Genomic DNA, 20,012 nt, shown 5'->3' with positions numbered 1-20,012 from the left:
CGACGCGGGTCTGTATATCGGGTGCAATATGAGTCATGACTGAGAGTAAAGAGAAAGGTTTAGTAGAAAATGGCACAAAACTCTGAAAAATCCAGCCTATTTTGAGGGGGCTGAATAGTTACGAATGAGTAATCGGGGGAAGCAGAAAATCGAAGGGTTTTATGCACTTCGCGATTGAGAAGAGTAGGCTCGCTATAAAACAACAATTCAGCCATGACAAAAAGTCCATTTATTCTTATTGGGTTACTGCGCCAAACGGCCCAGCCATTCTTTCACAATAACTGACAGCCTGTAAATCCCCTCACACCTCGATCACTTGGACCCCAGCAACAGCAAACCTAAGGACACTCCACCCCCCTCTACACCTTTTACCCACTCTCATTAACAAGAAACACCACACCCCTCCAACAACATGGAGACACCCCCACAAAACCACACTCAATCTCCACCCATAAAAAAACCCCGGACAAGTCCGAGGTTTTTATAGGGTGGCTTTAGATTACCAGTGAATCAATATCACTCGATGATCTTAGCTACAACACCAGCACCTACAGTACGTCCACCTTCACGGATAGCGAAGCGCAGGCCGTCTTCCATCGCTACTGGAGCGATCAGAGTAGCTACGAAGTTGATGTTGTCACCAGGCATTACCATTTCAACGCCTTCTGGCAGTTCTACAGCACCGGTCACGTCAGTGGTACGGAAGTAGAACTGAGGACGATAGCCCTTGAAGAATGGAGTGTGACGACCACCTTCGTCCTTGGACAGAATGTATACTTCTGCTTCGAACTTGGTGTGAGGAGTTACAGTTCCTGGCTTAACCAGACACTGTCCACGCTCAACTTCTTCACGCTTGGTACCACGCAGCAGCGCACCAACGTTCTCGCCTGCACGACCTTCGTCCAGCAGCTTACGGAACATTTCAACGCCAGTTACAGTAGTCTTGGTCGTTTCCTTGATACCAATGATTTCTACTTCTTCACCAACAGTAACGATACCACGCTCAACACGGCCAGTTACTACAGTACCACGACCAGCGATGGAGAATACGTCCTCGATAGGCATCAGGAACGGCTGATCGATAGCACGCTCTGGCTGAGGAATGTACTCGTCCAGGGTTTCTACCAGCTTCTTAACAGCAGTAGTACCCATTTCGTTGTCGTCTTTGCCTTCCAGAGCCATCAGAGCAGAACCGATAACGATTGGAGTGTCGTCACCTGGGAACTCATACATGTCGAGAAGCTCACGAACTTCCATCTCAACCAGTTCCAGCAGCTCTTCGTCGTCTACCATGTCAGCTTTGTTCAGGAATACCACGATGTAAGGTACACCAACCTGACGAGACAACAGGATGTGCTCACGAGTCTGAGGCATGGGGCCATCAGCAGCGGAACATACCAGGATAGCGCCGTCCATCTGAGCAGCACCAGTGATCATGTTCTTAACGTAGTCAGCGTGACCTGGGCAATCAACGTGAGCATAGTGACGATTTGGAGAATCGTACTCTACGTGAGCAGTAGAGATGGTAATACCACGCTCACGCTCTTCAGGAGCATTGTCAATTTGAGAGAAGTCTTTAGCTTCACCGCCCCATACTTCTGCACAAACACGTGTCAACGCAGCAGTCAGAGTCGTTTTACCGTGGTCAACGTGACCAATGGTGCCGACGTTTACGTGCGGCTTCGAACGTTCAAATTTTTCCTTAGCCATTTCTCTAGACCTTTGATATCAATAGTTCGGGGGTAGTGATACTCGATGCAGCATTCTAACAGCCATTTTAGACTGTTAGAATATTGTCAGCGTATATTAACCCTGGTTTTTAATGACCGCTTCAGCAATGCTGGCGGGCGCTTCGGCATACTCTGCGAATTCCATAGAGTATGTAGCACGCCCCTGAGTTGCTGAACGCAGATCTGTGGCGTAGCCGAACATTTCACCCAGCGGCACCTGAGCATTAATTGTTTTGCCGGAAGGGGTATCTTCCATACCCTGAAGAACGCCACGACGACGACTCAGGTCACCCATAACGTCACCCATGTAGTCTTCAGGTGTTACCACCTCAACCTGCATCATAGGTTCCATCAGCACAGGCTGAGCCTGTGGGGCGTACTTCTTCAAGCACTGAGAAGCAGCGATTTTAAACGCCATTTCGTTAGAGTCAACATCGTGATACGAACCATCGTACAAACGAGCCTTCAGACCGAGCAGAGGATAACCGGCGATAACACCGTTCTTCATCTGCTCTTCCAGACCCTTCTGCACCGCTGGGATGTATTCACGAGGAATAGCACCACCTACGATCTCGTTGATAAACTCAAGACCTTCTTCACCGGCTTCAGCAGGAGAAAGCTCGATAACAACATGACCATACTGACCGCGACCACCAGACTGCTTGGCAAACTTGTGGTTAGCGTCAACGGTACCCTTCAGCTTCTCACGATAAGCCACCTGAGGCTTACCAATGTTCGCTTCTACGTTGAATTCGCGACGCATACGATCAACAAGGATATCCAGGTGTAGCTCACCCATACCAGAGATGATGGTCTGACCACTCTCTTCGTCAGTATGAACACGGAAAGAAGGATCTTCCTGAGCCAACTTGCCCAGAGCAATACCCATCTTTTCCTGGTCAACCTTGGTTTTCGGCTCAACAGCAACAGAGATTACCGGCTCCGGAAACTCCATGCGCTCCAGAGTGATCACATTATTCAGGGCGCACAATGTGTCCCCTGTGGTCACATCTTTCATGCCGATCAAGGCAACGATGTCGCCCGCCAGACACTCTTTGAGCTCTTCACGGTTGTTAGAGTGCATCTGCACCATACGACCAACACGCTCACGCTTCCCTTTAACCGGGTTGTAAACAGTGTCGCCGGAGTTCAGAGTACCGGAGTAACTACGAACGAAGGTCAGAGTACCCACAAACGGGTCAGTTGCAATCTTGAACGCCAGAGAAGCAAACGGCGCACTGTCGTCAGCTGCACGAGTCTCAACGGTTCCGTCCTTATCGTCCAGAACACCTTCGATAGCCTTAACTTCTTTCGGAGAAGGCATGTACTCGATAACAGCATCCAGAACAGCCTGAACACCCTTATTCTTGAATGCAGAGCCACCAAAGACAGGAATGATTTCATTGGCCAGAGTCCGCGCACGGATACCTGCCTTAATCTCTTCCTCAGTCAAAGCACCTTCTTCAAGGTACTTATCCATCAGCTCTTCAGTCGCTTCAGCAGCAGCTTCGACCATGTATTCATGCATCTCAGCACAAACATCAGCCATATCCGCAGGAATGTCTTCATACTTGAAGGTCATTCCCTGATCAGCTTCATTCCAGATGATTGCCTTCATCTTAACGAGATCGACAACACCCTTGAATTCGTCTTCAGCACCAATTGTCATCTGCATTGGCACTGCAGTTGCATTCAAGCGCTCGCGCAACTGGTCTACTACCATTTGATAGTCAGCACCAGTACGGTCCATCTTGTTTACGAAGACCATACGCGGCACTTCGTACTTGTCAGCCTGACGCCACACGGTTTCAGTCTGAGGCTGTACGCCGGAGGAGCCACACAGCACTACAACCGCGCCATCCAGCACTCGCAGAGAACGCTCAACTTCGATAGTGAAGTCAACGTGTCCTGGAGTATCGATAATATTGACACGATGCTCATCAAACTGAGCATCCATACCACGCCAGAAACATGTAGTAGCAGCAGAAGTAATGGTAATACCACGCTCCTGCTCCTGCTCCATCCAGTCCATGGTAGCAGCACCATCATGAACTTCACCGATTTTGTGGCTCAGACCGGTGTAGAACAGTACACGTTCAGTGGTCGTTGTCTTACCCGCGTCAACATGGGCACAAATACCAATATTGCGATAGCGGTCAATAGGGGTTTTACGGGCCACGACTCAATCCTCTGATACTTAGAAACGGTAGTGAGAGAACGCTTTGTTGGCTTCAGCCATGCGATGCACGTCTTCACGCTTCTTGACAGCAGCACCCTTGCTCTCGGCAGCATCCATCACTTCGCCTGCCAGACGGAGATCCATGGACTTCTCACCACGCTTACGCGCAGCGTCTACCAGCCAACGCATAGCCAGAGCTGTGCGACGACTTGGACGAACTTCTACGGGCACCTGGTAGGTAGCACCACCTACACGGCGGGATTTTACTTCTACCATAGGAGCAATGGATTCCAGAGCTTTTTCAAACTGCTCCAGAGGATCCTTGTTAGTACGCTCCTGAACTTTGTCCAGCGCTCCATAAACGATTTTCTCGGCAACAGATTTTTTACCGGAAACCATCACATGGTTAATGAATTTAGCCAGAGTTTTGTTATGAAACTTAGGATCTGGCAGCACTTCGCGCTTGGCGACTACGCGTCTTCTTGGCATTGATAAGCCCTCTTTTCGGCCTTCAGGTAATCCGGAATCACTCCGGCCTTACTCTTATCAACCTACTGTTGAATTCTTTCAGGTCTAAGACCCGACTTTTCTGGCAACCTCAGGCTGCCAGTTTGTGAAACCTTTGCCGATCAGGACTTAGGTTTCTTGGTACCGTACTTGGAACGGCCCTGCTTACGGTCGTTGACACCCTGAGTGTCCAGACTACCGCGAACGGTGTGGTAACGAACACCTGGCAAGTCTTTTACACGACCGCCACGGATCAGAACAACACTGTGCTCTTGCAGGTTGTGACCTTCACCACCGATGTAGGAAGTCACTTCAAAGCCGTTAGTCAAACGCACACGACATACTTTACGCAGCGCTGAGTTTGGCTTCTTAGGGGTAGTGGTGTAAACACGAGTGCAAACACCGCGACGCTGTGGGCAAGCCTGCAGAGCAGGTACGTCGGTCTTTTGGACCTTACGCTTACGTGGCTTGCGAACCAGCTGGTTAATTGTTGCCATTGGCGAACTCCAGTCGTTTCTAAGTAAATAGAACTATCCGCGTCAGAGGAGTGCACAGATAATTCTTTGCTTCAACGGCAAAAGCCGGCGTACAAACCGGCATCTACCCGCCCTCGAAAATACAGCTCGGGGCAATATAAAGCCGCGAAATTTTACGGAATGCAGGAAATGGCGTCAAGCCTGTGGATAACACAAATCGCATCAAGGATGAACTTGTAGGGTAAAAAACCTGAACTTTTGTACAGTCATTCTTAGTAAAAGCCGTATATTGCTATGTAAAAACCATATTAAGGGCGACCAGAACTCGATCTTTCATTTTTTCAGATCTCCACGATTCGATTCCCTGATTTCTTCAGTATTGCGGGTCACCCCAGATAGCCGAGATATGCTAAAGTCCCGCCGATACCCTAGATCACCATCAGGATTACCATGAAACGCGAACTGGCGATTGAATTCTCACGTGTGACCGAAGCGGCTGCTCTGGCTGGCTATAAATGGCTGGGCAGAGGTGACAAAAATGCAGCTGACGGCGCAGCCGTTGAAGCCATGAGAGCCATGCTCAACAAAGTTGAGATGGATGGCGAGATTGTCATTGGTGAAGGCGAAATCGACGAAGCTCCCATGCTTTTCATCGGAGAAAAAGTTGGCAAGGGTCAGGGAGAGTGCGTTGACATTGCGGTGGATCCTATTGAAGGCACCCGCATGACGGCAATGGGCCAGAATAATGCTGTTGCCGTTCTGGCTGCGGGTGAAAAAGGCTCTTTTCTGAAAGCCCCTGACATGTATATGGAAAAATTGGTTGCCGGCCCAGGCGCAAAGAATGCCATCGACCTGAATCTTGGGCTCAAGGAAAATATCCATAATGTCGCCAAAGCCCTGCACAAGCCTATTGAAAGCTTGACCGTTATCACTCTGGCCAAACCCAGACATGACAGCGCTATTGCCATGATGCAGAAAATGGGTGTAAAAGTATTCGCCATTCCGGATGGTGACGTAGCAGCTTCTATTCTGGCCTGCATGCCAGACAGTGAAGTTGACATGATGTACTGCATCGGTGGTGCTCCTGAAGGCGTTATATCAGCAGCTGTAATCCGTGCTTTGGGTGGCGATATGCAGGGCCGCCTGATGACCCGTGATGAAGCCAAGGGCGGCACACCTGAGAACAAGGCTGCCGGTGAAATTGAGCGTATCCGTTGTAAAGAAATGGGCATTGAGCCCGGTATATTATTGCGCCTGGATGATATGGCCAGTTCTGATAACGTAGTCTTCTCAGCCACCGGCATCACCAAAGGTGATCTGCTGGAAGGCATTTCCCGCAAGGGCAACATTGCGGAAACGGAAACTCTGGTCATTCGAGGCAAGTCCCGTACGATTCGTCGCATCAAGTCTATTCACTACCTGGATCGCAAAGACGACGACATTAAAGGTGTCATTCTTTAATATTGCCCGCTTATACTGAGCCATTTCCTGTGTGGGCAATGGCTCCCCCTCTCTCCTCATCAATAGCTGTAATCAAAATGAGCTGTCATAAAATCAACGAACTGTTTGAACTTCTTGGCCCTGAGTGGAATAAAGAAGCTCATCTCAACCTGATTGAAGTTCTTCAGAATCTAGCGGACGAAGCCGGCCACAAAGGTGATCTGTCCTCTCTGACCGACGACACTCTGATTTATCACCTGAAAATGAAGGGTGAAAAGAAAGATGCCATGATTCCCGGCATTGCCAAAGATGCTATTCCTGATTTCAAAAAAGCTTTACTCAAAGCCAGAGGCATCAAGTAGTCATTGCATCCCGCAATAACGACAGGTAGCGTTAAATAACGAACTCAAAGGATTGAGCTCATGACAACGGCGCTACCTCGTCTCTTTGCTATTCTTTCATCCCATTTATTGTTAAGTACGGCTTCGGCAGGAGAGCCCGAACTCTGGTATCAGAAAGTCTGGTGTGAAGGCAAAGGTGGAGAAGTTGAAGCCAGGCTGGAGGATGGAAGACGGGTCGACTGCATTACGAATAGTCATGCTATTGAAATGGACTTTGCCAACAAATGGCCCGAAGCCATTGGTCAGTCACTGGATTATGCGATGCTTACGAAAAAACAGGCGGGTATCGTTTTGATTCTGAAAAAATCTGCAGATCAGGAATATTGGGATCGTTTACAACTAGTGATTAAGCATTATCAATTACCGGTCACTACCTGGAAGCTGGGGCCCTGATTATTTCTTTTTGGTTGTGCCTTTTTTCTTCTTTTTCTTCCCTGGGACTTCTTCTTGAATAACAGTAGTCTTTGAAGAGTGCTTTCTCCCTTTACTCACGGTCTCTCCTACTTGCTCACCACCGGTTTTATAAGCCAGAGCACCGTTCAGATACTGAATCTTTAACTGAACAAATATTGAGAAATTCTGTGCGTTATAGAGACGATCTTTGCTAAACAAGGGCTCAACAACAGAAGTTAACTTACTGAGATAGTGCTCGGTCATAAACCTGTCCAAAGCAGCTGAACCTGCACCCGTTCGATCTTTACCACTTTTACAGAACAGAAACAGCTGAATTGGGAACCGATAAGGCTCATCAGACACGGCATCTACATCTGTTAAGTCAACGTCTTGCAGCTCAGTGGCTTTCTCAATATCTTCTATGACCAGAGGATGATCCTCTCTGAGCATTAAGGATATCGCAGCAGGAAAGTCACCCGCTTTGAAAGTATCGTTGCCTTGGCTATGGTGCTCTTCAAGAAGCAGCATTATACGCCACTCATCCACCAGTTTTTTGATATCTTCTGTAAGAGGATGCGGTCTTTTATGCTTTCTTTCAAACGCTTCGAGGTATTCACCAGCCCAGCCTCCAATGGGATCTTCTGGTAATTCAGAACCGGTCACATCTTCAACTGATAACCGATTCAGATCATCGGAAAGACCCCATGGAAAAGTCACTGCATCAAATTTGAAGGCCAGACTGTTACATGCACAAGAAACCGGAGCCACACTAGGCTTCAGATAGATCTTTCTTTGTTGACCATTTTTGTCCTTAAACTCAATCTCTTTAATTTCATCAGGCTTGGAAATAAGCGCAGTAAAGCCTGCCAATGCTTCAAGATGCATTGTAAATTCATCATCATGCTTGCCGGAGTAATGTCGAGTCAGATCGGTGGTCAGATAGCTAATTGGCAACATAGGGCATATAGCCGCCTTTTCGGGTTTACCGCAAATAGCCTCAAGTTGGCCTACATCGCCTCCCACTTCCATAAGCAAACCATCAATCAACTGTTGCTTGGCTTTTTCTCTCGCGCCGACCAGCCTTTGCTCTTGCCACTGCAGCTTGGTTTTTTCAGTCGCTCCGGATTGCTTTGTACTTTTACCTTTTTTCAATTCATAGGGTGTGGGCACAGCCGAACGTACAAATTTAACCAACGTTCCTTTTCCATCATGCGGCTGAAGTGTATGCCCCCAGGCATTACAAGGTCTATCTGCAACATTCTGCGCTGTAGAAGGCACACAGCCGGGTCGACCAAATGTTTCTTCCAATGGCTGATTCCAGGACTCAACTAAAGCAGTACGGCTTCCAAGACGGGCAGGTATTGTCTGGATTATGGTAGGCCAAGCCATTTGCATTCTGTCTTCGGTCAGCTGCTTTTTATATTTGTGTTTCAGTCCTGCAGCCTCGGCACATTCTGCCATATGATCTTTAGCTGTTTTTAGATCTGCGACTATTGTTGGCCTAAGCTCTCGGGGGTCTGTAGGAATCTCAACCTTACTGGTGAACTCCTTCAACGCCTTGATAGCTTTACCTTCTTTGGTACTGGGCTTTATTTGCTTAACGGCATTGCTTTTCAAAAACGTATCGACAGAACCCAAAGTCAGAGCCATATCACTAATGTAATCGCCCTGATATCTGAAATCCTGTCGCTCAAAAATATCCACAACGTCTTGCTGCTGGAGCAAATGCTCTTTTAGACCTTCAAGCGTTTCTTCAAGTGCACTGACAAAGCCGGTTTGATCTATCCCCACTGCTAAACTTCTCAGCGTTAGAAGCTGCTGATCAACAGAACTTATATGCCCCTGCAAATTAGCTCTTAGACGAACATAAGCATTTTTTTGCTCATCTTCCGTCCCTTCTTTTAGCAACTCTTCAAAATAATTGGTTCGTAATACGGGAATCATTCCTTTCAGGAGCTGATGTGTATTAGCCCAGCACATCTTTAATTCCACAGGTGGATTCTCTAACTCTTTGGGTATTGATAGCTTTGAAAGTGACATTGGAATTTCAGAGTTACGGGAATGCGCTCTATGCCACTGATCAAGCTTGGGAAAAAAGCCGGAAGCTATGCCTCCCCCTTTAATCACTTTGGTCAGAGCAGAAGCCGCCCAAGAATCAAAATCAGGTCTGTTAATATGAGGTTCAAGATGCTGGCACATTTCCTCTTGCAGATATTCTGCTTCAAACTCCAATAAAGCCAAACGTGGATCTTGTTTAGTAATGGCCTGAAACAATGTAGCCCCCAGGCTAGCTGGATTTTTCAAATCCACCATTGCATCAATTTTTTTCCTATTCTCGCTTCTTAACTTTCTGTATTTCTCAGCCAACGCGGACTTCTTGTCTTGAAAATCCCTCGGGCGTTTAACCGACTTTGGCCTTTCTGCCTTCTGCAATGAAGTGATAGAAGAGCTTTCCAGTGAACTTTCTGAAGCCGATGAAGTGGTGGAATGCGCTGATCGAGGCCTGCGAATCTGATCAAGTACCTCAGCGGTCCGCGTAGCCAGACGCTGCCTTTGCTCAACAGGCATTTCACTCAATGTATCTGTACGCCTTCTGCTTCCCTCCGCTGTACTCACCGAACTGCCACTCAGAGTGCGCGTACCCGTACTAGAGGAAAACGATGAGTCTTCAGACTCACTGGAGGAGGAGCTCTGAGAACTGTATGGACTGCTACTTGGCTTATCTATGCCGCCTGTTGCCATTACCGTCTTCCCTGATATTTTTATCTAATATTCCTAGTATAGGTTTATCCCTACTGCCTTTATCTGGCCTGAAGACCATTAAGCAAGACGATTTTCTGTCACTCCCCTATCTTATGACTCAGAACTGAATGCTCTGCCAGAAAACTGACAGATAATATTTGTTACACGATTCTGCTGACCCTCAAGCCATTGGAGAAAGGAAACCTGATTACTGAAGGTAATAAACACATACGTCTAAAGAAGGGAGTCGGACTCTGATCCGATTTTTCTCCAGCCAGCCAACCCGAAATGAACAAATGGGCTATAGAGAGCAGGCCAACTGGAAGCATGGAGTAACGCTTTAGTCAGTCAATTATACTTTTCTGGCAATAATCAGAAACTCCCGGTTACCATCGCCGCCTTTGATTGAGCTGTCGAAATAGTCTGCTGTCTTCAGACCCTGTTTTTCAAGGCAGCTTCGAATGGCAGATTCCACTTCAGGATAGAGACTTTCATCCCTGACAATACCTCCTTTGCCCAGACCGGCTTTCCCCACTTCAAATTGTGGTTTGACCAGGCTGATCAAAAAGCCGTCCTTCTTAATCAAAGGAGCTAATGAAGGTATAATCTTGGACTGGGAAATAAAAGAGACATCCATTACTGCCAGATCGAACCCGGCCTCATTCTCTGTATGTTCTAACAGAGTCGGACTCAGCTCCCGGGCATTAACACCCTCCAGGCAGACAACTCGCTCATCCTTCCTCAACTTTTCAACCAGCTGGTCATGACCTACTTCAATACCGACTACTTTTGCGGCCCCGGACTGCAAGGCACAATCAGTAAAACCGCCTGTTGACTGGCCTACATCAATTACCGTCATTCCCGTGATATCAAGCCCAATCCTCTCCAAAGCGCCAGCCAGTTTGAGTCCACCACGGGAAACAAACCGGTCTGATTCATCCAGAGCTACTTTCAGTTCCACATCCTCAGTCAACTTCTCGCTGGGCTTCTTTACTGCCTGCCAGTTGCCGGAGTGCAACACCTGCACCTTGCCTTCAGAAATGTATTTCTGTGCCTGAGTACGGGAAGAAGCCAAGCCCTGATCCACCAACAGACGATCCACTCTTTCCATTCTGATAACCGCATTGGGAAATGAGGAAAGTATACCTCTAAAGCACGTTTCACAGAGCAGGAAAAGCATTTAGAGCACACCCTGATACTTAAATGAAAAAAGTTTAATGTTTCACTCATCTTCTGGTTATCTGGTTCTGATTATTCTAAGCCCATCTTCTAAACAAGCCCTGAGACACAAACCATGAACAAGACACTGACTGCGTTCCTTACTGCTTCCACCATTGCACTGTCCACTGGCAACGCTTTTGCTGATTACACCGGCCCAGGTAGTACCTCAAAGATCAGTGATGTAGCGTCTATCAATAAAAACCCGATTGATGACTCTCAGGTGGAGCTGACCGGCTACCTGACCAAGAAAATCGACAAAGAAACCTATCTGTTCTCAGACGGCAAAGACAGTATTCAGGTAGAAATTGATTCGGAAGACCTGCCTCATGTGTCTATCAATGAAAAGACTCAGGTGAAGATTTCTGGTGAAGTAGAAGCCGGTGCTTTTGAAACGACAGAAATTGAAGTCGAGAAAATCTCTATTATCTGAACAGACATTCATTCCAAAAGAAGGGTTGCTGACACTCCACCAGCGGCCCTTCATTCCATGAAAACAAAAATTACAATCATCTCTCCGATTACTAACTACTTTTAGTGTTGCCCTGTAGCCCAGAGGTTTATCATTCGGGAGCAGTAAACACTGATGACCAATAGCCCTCATTACTCAAAGATCAGCTCAAAGTTCCTGAAATTATTGATCTGTCTCCCTCTTTGCTTTGTGGTCTCTCTCGCCTGGCCCGACAAAACGGTCACCCTCAAACTCGCTCACAACCTGAACCAGAAACATATGGTTCACAAAGCTCTGATTCATATGGATCAGCAACTGGATACCCTGTCTAAAGGGACACTCAGACTGCGAATTTACCCCGCAGGTCAGATGGGCGATGCAGTGGATACCCTGCAAATGCTGCAGCATGGCATCATTGATATGACCAAGGGAACGGCCAGTGATCTTGAACTGTTCGATAACACATTCGCCATCTTCAACCTGCCCTACCTTTTTGAAAGCCTCGAACATTTCAACAAAGTGGTATACGGCCCCGTGGGGCGGGAAATAATGGCTTCCCCCACCCATAAAGGTTTTTTCGCCATTGCTGCATTCGAAACTCGCTTTCGAAGCTTTTATGCCCGCAAACCGATCCACAGTCCCAAAGATCTCAAGGGGATGAAAGTCCGGGTACAACCCAGCCCAACAACGATTGAAATGATCAAACTGATGGGGGGAATGCCAACGCCTATTCCATTCGGAGAAACTTATACGGCTCTTCAGCAGGGCGTTGTGGATATGGCGGAAAACAATGAACCTTCCTACGTTGATACCCGACACTACGAAGTAGCCCGTTTCTTTTCCGAGGATCAGCACAGCAGCGTACCGGACTACCTGCTAATTTCGACCCACACCTGGAACAACAAACTGTCTGAAGAACAAAGAAAAATAATCCGGGAAGCAGCGGTGCGATCAGAGAACTACCAAAAAACACTCTGGAACGAAACACTGAATGCGGCTCGGGAAACGGCCAGCAAAGCGGGTGTCACCTTTATAGAGGTCGATAAGAAACCTTTTCGGGAAGCTATTAAACCGCTCTATCAACAATTCACCCGTAACCCAAGGCAGGCAACATTACTCTCAAAAATTCAGTCAGAAGTCACAGGCTCTCCCATACCCCAGGCGACTTCTGCTGATCAACCCAAGCTATCCACCCAACCATAAGAGATGACAATCCGATATCCACTGGTTTGCTGAATATGAATATCGAAAAAATCAAACGTCCTGTTGATCAAGTTCTCGCGTTTCTCACCATAACGGCCATGGTCGTACTGGTACTGTCGGTACTCTGGCAGGCCATCAGTCGATTTCTGCCTTTTACCAGTCCCAGTACATGGACAGAAGAGCTGGCCCGCCACCTGATGCTGGCTGTTGCCATGTTGGGTGCTGCTTACACGACCGGGTTAAAAAAGCACCTCTCCATCAATCTGTTTAGTGGGCAATGGAAGGGTAATAAAAAACACCTGGCCGAGCTGCTTTACCACTCAACAGTGGCATTGTTTGCTCTGCTGGTCATGGTGTCGGGTGGGCTACTGTTTGCGATGCGAACGCTGGCACTGGGACAAATGGCTCCGGGGCTCAACATACCCATCGGAGTGGTTTATTTCGTGATACCGATAGCGGGCTGTTTCATTGTTTTCTACAGCGCACTGTTTATTGCTGAACAGTTCCAGAAAACAACCCAAACCCCATTTAACAAAAAACCGGTCAACAAGAATCCTCTGAAACCCGCTGCCAGGAACCCGTAATGGAAATATTCGCCATAACCCTACTATTCGGTTGCTTCCTGCTATTGCTGTTCCTTGGAGTCCCTATTTGCTTTGCCATAGGTATTGCAACATTACTCTCCGTTCTAACCATGCTGTCTTTTGAAACCTCTCTGATTCTAATCGCTCAGAGGCTCTGTTCCGGATTGAAAAGCTTCTCCCTTCTGGCCATTCCTTTTTTCATACTGGCAGGCGTGTTAATGAACCAGGGAGGCATCGCCCGTCGTCTTATTAATTTTTCTCAGGTACTGGTAGGCACGCTTCCCGGGTCACTGGCCCATGTGAACATTATGGCCAATATGCTCTTTGGCTCAATTTCCGGATCAGGTGCGGCATCTGCTGCTGCCGTTGGCAGCATCATTAGCCCGGTACAGAAAAAAGAAGGCTATAACCCTGCGTTTTCTGCTGCCGTCAATGCCGCATCTTGTCCGGTAGGCCTGTTAATTCCTCCTAGCAATGTCATGATCATTTATGCCCTGACCAGTGGTTCAGTCTCTATTGCTGCGCTGTTCATGGCAGGCTACCTGCCAGGCATTCTGATGGGACTCTGCCTGATGGCTGTGACAGCCTGTATTGCTGCTGGCAAAGGATACCCCCGGAAAGATCGCCCAACATTACAAACTGTCTTCCGGACTTTTCTGGAAGCCCTACCCTGCCTCTCTCTGATTATTATTGTTATGGGAGGGATTTTAAGCGGTGTCTTTACGGCTACAGAGGCTTCCGCTTTTGCCGTGGCCTACAGTTTTTTTCTGGCAGTATTCATCTATCGGGAAGTCACCATTAGACAACTGCCTTCCATTGTTCTCGAATCAGTCATCACGACTTCAATCGTTCTGCTGCTGATTGCTGTCTCTGTCAGCATGTCCTGGGCTTTAACTTCAGCAGACCTGCCCAACCTGATCAGTACTTATTTGCTACAACTGTCCGAGAATCCAGTACTGGTTATTCTCGCCATCAACTTGTTGTTGCTTTTTATTGGCACATTTATGGATATGACGCCTGCAGTACTGGTGTTCACACCTATTTTTCTGCCCATCGCTACAGAGCTGGGAATGAGCCCCCTGCACTTTGGCATCATGATGATATTCAATCTCTGTATTGGACTGATTACCCCACCCGTAGGCAATGCCCTGTTTATTGGCTGCAGTGTCGGCAAGGTGGACATTCATCAGGTAATCCGTCCTATGCTGCCGTTTTATGCCATCCTGTTTTTGCTATTGATGGTCGTTGCTTTCGTGCCAGAGATTTCACTGTTTCTACCCAAGCTTTTTGGCTTGAGTTAACTAAACTGATGAATCCATTCGATCGGCCTTGTTGAGGTAGTGCCATGACCAGTGAGCTCCTGCACCCGGACCGACTGTTCCCTGCAGAGCCTGCAGTCCGGCAGATAACCCGTGAGATTTATCAATCCATACAGGCACTGCCTATTATCAGTCCTCATGGGCATACCGAAGCTCGTTGGTTTGCTGAAAATAAGCCTTTCGAAACCCCTTCAGCGCTCTTCATTACACCGGATCATTATGTCTTCAGAATGCTCTACAGTCAGGGAATCCCAATGGAAACCCTTGGGGTACCTGATAAGTTCGGTGACGCTGAACGAAATTCAAGAAAGATCTGGCACCTCTTCGCCAAACATTACCCAGGCCTCTTTCGAGGAACCCCCACCCAACTCTGGATTGACCATGCTCTTTATGAAGTGTTTGGTGTTTCAAAAACTCTGAATGCCGCTTCTGCCGATCAGATCTACGATGCAATCAGTGATCAGCTTAATAAGCCAACCTTTCTTCCAAGAGCCTTGTTCGAACGTTTCGGTATAGAAGTTCTGGCGACCACAGAGTCAGCCATAGATTCACTGCAACATCACAAACACCTGAATCAGTCAGACTGGAAGCAGCGCATTATTACCACCTTTCGACCGGACAGTGTGACCAATCCAGAACACCCGGACTTCCTTCAGGACATTCATAAACTGTCTGAACTCACCGGTCAGGATACCCACAACTGGCACCAATACCTGGAAGCACTGAGCATTCGCCGTCGCTTTTTTGCGGAGAGTGGTGCAACAGCAACTGATCACGGATTTCCAACACCTTTCACAACAGTGCTTTCTCAAGCCCAATGCCAAAGATTTCTGACCCAATCGCTGGAAGGCACGCTTTCTGCGGAAGAGGCTGAACTCTTTAGAGGCCATATGCTGGTTGAAATGGCTCGAATGAGCTTACAAGACGGGTTGGTCATGCAACTTCATGCAGGCTCCTTGCGCAACCATAACTCGCTGATATTCGATCGTTTTGGCCTGGACAAGGGTTGCGACATTCCTCTACCCGTTAATTTTGTTGAGGGGTTAATGCCACTGCTGAATGAAGTGGGCAATAATCCAGAATTTACTCTGATTGTCTTCACCCTGGATGAGTCCACCTACAGCCGGGAGCTCGCACCGTTGGCTGGCCACTACCCGGCCATGAAGCTGGGGCCTCCCTGGTGGTTTCATGACAATCCTGAGGGCATGCTGCGTTATCGACAACAAACCACAGAGACAGCGGGTTTCTATAATACGGTCGGATTCAACGACGACACACGTGCATTTCTCTCTATCCCAGCCCGTCATGATGTTGCCCGAAGAATGGACAGTCGCTTTCTGGCCACCCTGGTCTGTGAACACAGAATAACGTTAGAAGCAGCCATGGAAACAGCTCATGACCTCACGTATCGACTCCCTAAAGAGGCCTATAAATTCTAATGGATAACTCTGCCGTCCAAAGACTCGACAGTGACCTGACTATCGAGCCCTGGATCAACGCATTCAGCTATGATCGAAACCAGTTAAAAGCAGGCATTGTCCATTTGGGGCTGGGCGCCTTTCACAGGGCACATCAGGCACTGTATACCTGTGAAACCATCAGTGCCGGTGATGAATCAGCCTGGGGCATCTGTGCAGCCAATATCCGCAGTAATCTGAAACTGGTTGAAGCTCTTGACCAGCAGGATAACCTGTTCTCTGTGACTGAAGTTGATGCAAAAGGGAAGCGCTCTGTCTCTGTTTGCGGTGCTCTGGTGAAATGCCTGTTTGCCAGAACCGACCCTGCTCCCCTGATTCAACAGATGGCAGAAAGACAGACCCGTATTGTTTCACTCACCATTACCGAAAAAGGCTACTGCCTCGATCCCTCATCCGCAAAACTGTTGATGGATCATCCGGATATCCAGAACGATATCCGCCACCCGGGGCAACCTGTTACTGCAATGGGATTTATTGTCCAGGCTCTTAAAATACGACAACAGAACAATATACCGGCTTTCACGGTTCTCAGCTGCGACAACATTCCGGAAAATGGCAAGCGTACCCGCAGTGCTGTTTTACAACTGGCAAAGGCTTCAGATCCAGAACTGTCAGACTGGATAGACCAAAACGTCGCTTTCCCAAACACCATGGTCGACCGAATTGTACCGTCTGTATCAGACAGAGACCTCTCAGACCTCGCAGAGAAAAACGGCTTTTATGACTCAGCGGCGGTAATAACTGAAAGCTATCGTCAATGGGTTATAGAAGACCACTTCCCCATGGGTCGACCCGACTGGGATCTGGTTGATGGTGCTCAGTTTGTCGACGATGTCAGGCCCTATGAAACGATGAAGCTGCGGATGCTCAATGGCTGTCACTCTTTTTTGGCCTATCTTGGCTACCTCGGGGGCTATCAAACCATTGCACAAGTTATGGGCCATAGTAGCTATCGGCTGGCAGCCCGACGTTTACTCTATGAAGACGTCATGGTTTCTCTGAACATGCCTGAAGGCGTTGATCTGCACGCTTACGCTGATCAACTGTTGAGTCGATTCAGCAACACCTGTCTGAAACATAAAACCTCGCAGGTGGCGATGGATGGCAGTCAGAAAATCCCTCAAAGATGGCTGAATACTGTGCGCTGGCACATAAAACAGAAATCTTCTTTTAACTTTCTGGGTCTGGGCATTGCAGCCTGGATACAGTATGCCAGCGGCAAAGATCTGCAGGGGAAACCCATCGAAGTCACCGATCCTCTCAGTCACGAATTCCTAAAGATTCATAATCGTTATCCGGATGATTCAGACCACTACCTTGCCAGCATGCTGAATCTGGAAACGGTATTTGGTGAGGACCTGATCGTGAACGCTGAATTTAAGAACGTCATCAGCAATGCCTATCACCTTCTCATAGAAAATGGTGCCGATTCAGCGGTCTCGACTCTGGCGGAAAGAGGTTCATTATGATGGAACAAACCTGGCGCTGGTTCGGTCCTGATGACCCTGTCACGATCAATGATATCCGGCAAACTGGCGCTACTGGAATAGTCACGGCACTGCATCATATCCCTAATGGAGAAGTGTGGACTGTCGAACAAATCCAACAACGTTGCCATGAGATTGAATTCAGCCATGGTCACCCCACGGGACTGCACTGGTCTGTAGTAGAAAGTGTACCTGTCACTGAAGCTATAAAACTGCGTACTGGCGATTACCTAAGACATATAGAACAGTATCAGGAAACGCTCGAGAATCTGTCAAAGTGCGGTATCAAAACTGTCTGCTATAACTTCATGCCGGTTCTTGACTGGACTCGTACTGATCTGGCTTTTGAAATGCCTGACGGTTCCAAAGCTTTACGCTTTGATGCTGTTGATTTTTCAGCGTTTGATCTCTTTATTCTCAAGAGACCGGAATCCAAACTCGATTACAGCCCCCAGCTTTATGATGAAGCTCATCGACGCTTCTCATCATTCTCTCCGGAATCCATTAAACGACTAACAGACAATATTATTGCCGGACTTCCAGGCTCTGAAGAAGGTTATACGGTTCACCAACTCCAGAAAGCCATTGATCAATATCAGCAAATTTCTAGCGAACAGTTAAAAGAACATCTGGCCTTTTTCCTGCAACAGGTGATTCCGACTGCCCAACAATATGGCATTCGCATGGCGATTCATCCCGATGACCCACCCTGGTCATTACTGGGATTACCGCGCATTGCCAGTACCGAAGCAGACCTCTCTGACATTATTGACATGGCTGATTCTCCAGCCAATGGCATCACTCTTTGCTGTGGCTCACTGGGGCCTCGAAAAGGCATTGATCTGGCAGGGCTCGCTCAAAGACTGGGGCACCGCATCAACTTTGTCCATTTGCGCAATACCTCACTGGAAGCAGATCAGAGGAGCTTCTACGAAGCGGATCACCTCAAGGGCGACCATGATATGTTTCCTATCGTCCGTAATCTGCTACTTGAACAGCTCAGAAGGAAACAGGAAGGCCGCTGTGACCACTGCATTCCAATGCGACCTGATCATGGCCACCAGATATTGGATGACATCAATAAAAAGACCAACCCCGGATATTCCTGCATTGGCAGAATGAAGGGGCTGGCAGAGTTGCGTGGTTTGATGACAGGAATAGAACAGTCACTGACTATGAGTGATGCGAGGTAACCCTATGATTCAGACCATTGCCTGCATCGGAGAATGCATGGAAGAGCAGCACGCCACGGCATCATTTAACGATGCTTTTAGATGCGGAGGGGACGTCTATAACACCGCTGTCTATATGAAGCGCTCATTGAATAACGGAAGAAAGATCAGTTTTATTACAGCGCTTGGGCACGATCCTCTGAGCTCAACGTTATTAGATGAATGGAAAGATGAAGGCGTCGACTGCGAACTGGTAGGCTACGTGAAAGGCAAACAGCCAGGACAGTACCGAATACACCTGTCGCCTGACGGAGAAAGAAGCTTCAGTTACAACAGAGAGGATTCAGCGGCCCGCTATATGTTTACTGCGGGTCTTGAGGCCAGGCAGTTAGCCGAACTTCAGCAGGGTTATGACCTCTACTACCTCTCAGGAATCACTCTGGCCATCCTGAATCATCATAGTCGCCGGTTTTTACTGGATATTCTGCAGCAGGCAAAAAGCAGAGGTGCCCGAATTGCCTTTGACAGCAATTATCGAGCCTCACTCTGGTCATCTGGAGCAGAAGCTCGTCAGTGTATTTCAGAAGTACTCGCCCTGACCGACATAGCCTTGCTCTCACTGGATGACGAACTGGAACTGTTTGGAGATAGATCGTTATCTGAGGTGTTGAAACGTTTGGAGCAGATTCCCGAAATAGTAATCAAGCAAGGCGGAAGTGGCTGTTTTGTTAAAACAGCCTCAATAGAAAAGCAGTTGCCCGCCATCAATGCAGAGAACGTTCTCGATACCACTGCCGCAGGAGATGCCTTTAATGGCGCTTACCTGGCGGCCAGAATCAACAACGAGCCCATAGAAGATGCCATTCACTGCGCACAGCAAATGGCATCTATCGTTGTTTCCTACCCTGGCGCCATTGTTCCCAGACATTTGAGCGAAACAAGCCAATACCGATCAGCTGCCAGGAAAACTTGAAGCATCAGCCGGGTTTTTGTCAGCAACCATTTCATCCCGGTTCAAGAAACCGTCGAGGTCTCTGTCCAGTGCCATCTGTTCACCTGAACCGGGTGGTACACAGGTTAATGTCAGACTGTTACCGGCCGTTCTGGCTAGGAGCCTGACCGAGAATAGGTTATTCAGATATCCAAAATCACAAAATGAGCAAAAAACATCCATATCTCCGACGTGATTTGCTCATTTTTACAGATTGGCAGCCTTTTACCGCCTTTATGCT

At 48.0% G+C, this 20,012-nt stretch carries 17 protein-coding genes; 11 read left to right on the top strand and 6 right to left on the bottom strand.

The genetic code is table 11. The annotated features are described in order from the left end of the window. Nucleotides 1–516: 516 nt before the first annotated feature. The 4 genes from tuf to rpsL all read right to left on the bottom strand — a co-directional run bounded on the left by tuf (nucleotide 517) and on the right by rpsL (nucleotide 4,913). On the bottom strand, nucleotides 517–1,710 hold the full coding sequence (gene tuf, locus ACR2PX_RS03525; protein WP_433997979.1) for an elongation factor Tu: 1,194 nt from the start codon (nucleotides 1,708–1,710) through the stop codon (nucleotides 517–519). A gap of 96 nt (nucleotides 1,711–1,806) precedes the next feature. Further along, nucleotides 1,807–3,909: an elongation factor G gene (gene fusA / locus ACR2PX_RS03520; protein WP_433997978.1), complete on the bottom strand. Its 2,103-nt coding sequence runs from the start codon at nucleotides 3,907–3,909 to the stop codon at nucleotides 1,807–1,809. An 18-nt stretch (nucleotides 3,910–3,927) separates the two neighbouring features. Beyond that, nucleotides 3,928–4,398, bottom strand: a complete 471-nt coding sequence (rpsG, locus tag ACR2PX_RS03515; protein WP_433997977.1) for a 30S ribosomal protein S7 — start codon at nucleotides 4,396–4,398, stop codon at nucleotides 3,928–3,930. Between the two features lie 140 nt (nucleotides 4,399–4,538). Next, a complete protein-coding gene (gene rpsL, locus ACR2PX_RS03510; RefSeq protein WP_433997976.1) occupies nucleotides 4,539–4,913 on the bottom strand; it encodes a 30S ribosomal protein S12 in 375 nt (124 codons plus the stop codon). 429 nt (nucleotides 4,914–5,342) lie between these two features. Here rpsL and glpX point away from each other — a divergent pair, with 429 nt between their 5' ends. From glpX to ACR2PX_RS03495, 3 genes are all read left to right on the top strand, one after another. Beyond that, entirely contained in the window at nucleotides 5,343–6,353 is a 1,011-nt protein-coding gene (glpX, locus tag ACR2PX_RS03505; RefSeq protein ID WP_433997975.1) for a class II fructose-bisphosphatase, read from the top strand. Between the two features lie 77 nt (nucleotides 6,354–6,430). Then, a complete protein-coding gene (locus tag ACR2PX_RS03500) occupies nucleotides 6,431–6,694 on the top strand; it encodes a YihD family protein (protein WP_433997974.1) in 264 nt (87 codons plus the stop codon). 60 nt (nucleotides 6,695–6,754) lie between these two features. Further along, the gene (locus ACR2PX_RS03495) at nucleotides 6,755–7,126 is read left to right on the top strand and encodes a hypothetical protein (protein WP_433997973.1); all 372 of its coding nucleotides are present in this window, start codon (nucleotides 6,755–6,757) and stop codon (nucleotides 7,124–7,126) included. Here the strand turns inward: ACR2PX_RS03495 and ACR2PX_RS03490 are convergent, their stop codons facing one another. Both ACR2PX_RS03490 and ACR2PX_RS03485 read right to left on the bottom strand, forming a co-directional pair. Further along, nucleotides 7,127–9,694 (bottom strand): inositol phosphate phosphatase SopB, encoded by a 2,568-nt coding sequence (locus tag ACR2PX_RS03490; protein WP_433997980.1) that lies wholly within the window; start codon nucleotides 9,692–9,694, stop codon nucleotides 7,127–7,129. It abuts the gene before it with no gap. A gap of 526 nt (nucleotides 9,695–10,220) precedes the next feature. Further along, on the bottom strand, nucleotides 10,221–10,979 hold the full coding sequence (locus ACR2PX_RS03485) for a TlyA family RNA methyltransferase (RefSeq protein ID WP_433997972.1): 759 nt from the start codon (nucleotides 10,977–10,979) through the stop codon (nucleotides 10,221–10,223). Between the two features lie 183 nt (nucleotides 10,980–11,162). Here ACR2PX_RS03485 and ACR2PX_RS03480 point away from each other — a divergent pair, with 183 nt between their 5' ends. The 8 genes from ACR2PX_RS03480 (at nucleotide 11,163) to ACR2PX_RS03445 (ending at nucleotide 19,753) form a co-directional block, all read left to right on the top strand. Continuing rightward, complete coding sequence (locus tag ACR2PX_RS03480; RefSeq protein WP_433997971.1) at nucleotides 11,163–11,519, top strand: YgiW/YdeI family stress tolerance OB fold protein; 357 nt, start codon at nucleotides 11,163–11,165, stop codon at nucleotides 11,517–11,519. Nucleotides 11,520–11,672: 153 nt separating this feature from the next. Continuing rightward, nucleotides 11,673–12,740, top strand: coding sequence for a TRAP transporter substrate-binding protein (locus ACR2PX_RS03475; RefSeq protein ID WP_433997970.1), 1,068 nt, complete (start codon nucleotides 11,673–11,675; stop codon nucleotides 12,738–12,740). A 35-nt stretch (nucleotides 12,741–12,775) separates the two neighbouring features. Continuing rightward, nucleotides 12,776–13,324: a TRAP transporter small permease gene (locus ACR2PX_RS03470; protein ID WP_433997969.1), complete on the top strand. Its 549-nt coding sequence runs from the start codon at nucleotides 12,776–12,778 to the stop codon at nucleotides 13,322–13,324. After that, nucleotides 13,324–14,625 (top strand): TRAP transporter large permease, encoded by a 1,302-nt coding sequence (locus tag ACR2PX_RS03465; RefSeq protein ID WP_433997968.1) that lies wholly within the window; start codon nucleotides 13,324–13,326, stop codon nucleotides 14,623–14,625. Before ACR2PX_RS03470 ends, ACR2PX_RS03465 begins: the two co-directional genes overlap by 1 nt. 44 nt (nucleotides 14,626–14,669) lie before the next feature. Next, entirely contained in the window at nucleotides 14,670–16,082 is a 1,413-nt protein-coding gene (gene uxaC, locus ACR2PX_RS03460; protein WP_433997967.1) for a glucuronate isomerase, read from the top strand. After that, nucleotides 16,082–17,590: a mannitol dehydrogenase family protein gene (locus ACR2PX_RS03455; RefSeq protein ID WP_433997966.1), complete on the top strand. Its 1,509-nt coding sequence runs from the start codon at nucleotides 16,082–16,084 to the stop codon at nucleotides 17,588–17,590. The genes uxaC and ACR2PX_RS03455 overlap by 1 nt, the downstream gene beginning before the upstream one ends. Further along, the gene (uxuA, locus tag ACR2PX_RS03450; protein WP_433997965.1) at nucleotides 17,587–18,801 is read left to right on the top strand and encodes a mannonate dehydratase; all 1,215 of its coding nucleotides are present in this window, start codon (nucleotides 17,587–17,589) and stop codon (nucleotides 18,799–18,801) included. Before ACR2PX_RS03455 ends, uxuA begins: the two co-directional genes overlap by 4 nt. 4 nt (nucleotides 18,802–18,805) lie before the next feature. Then, nucleotides 18,806–19,753, top strand: coding sequence for a sugar kinase (locus tag ACR2PX_RS03445; protein ID WP_433997964.1), 948 nt, complete (start codon nucleotides 18,806–18,808; stop codon nucleotides 19,751–19,753). Nucleotides 19,754–20,012: the final 259 nt, after the last annotated feature.

Source organism: Endozoicomonas sp. (genome assembly GCF_051008435.1).
GTDB lineage: Bacteria > Pseudomonadota > Gammaproteobacteria > Pseudomonadales > Endozoicomonadaceae > Endozoicomonas_A.
This window is presented reverse-complemented; position numbering and strand designations above follow the sequence as displayed.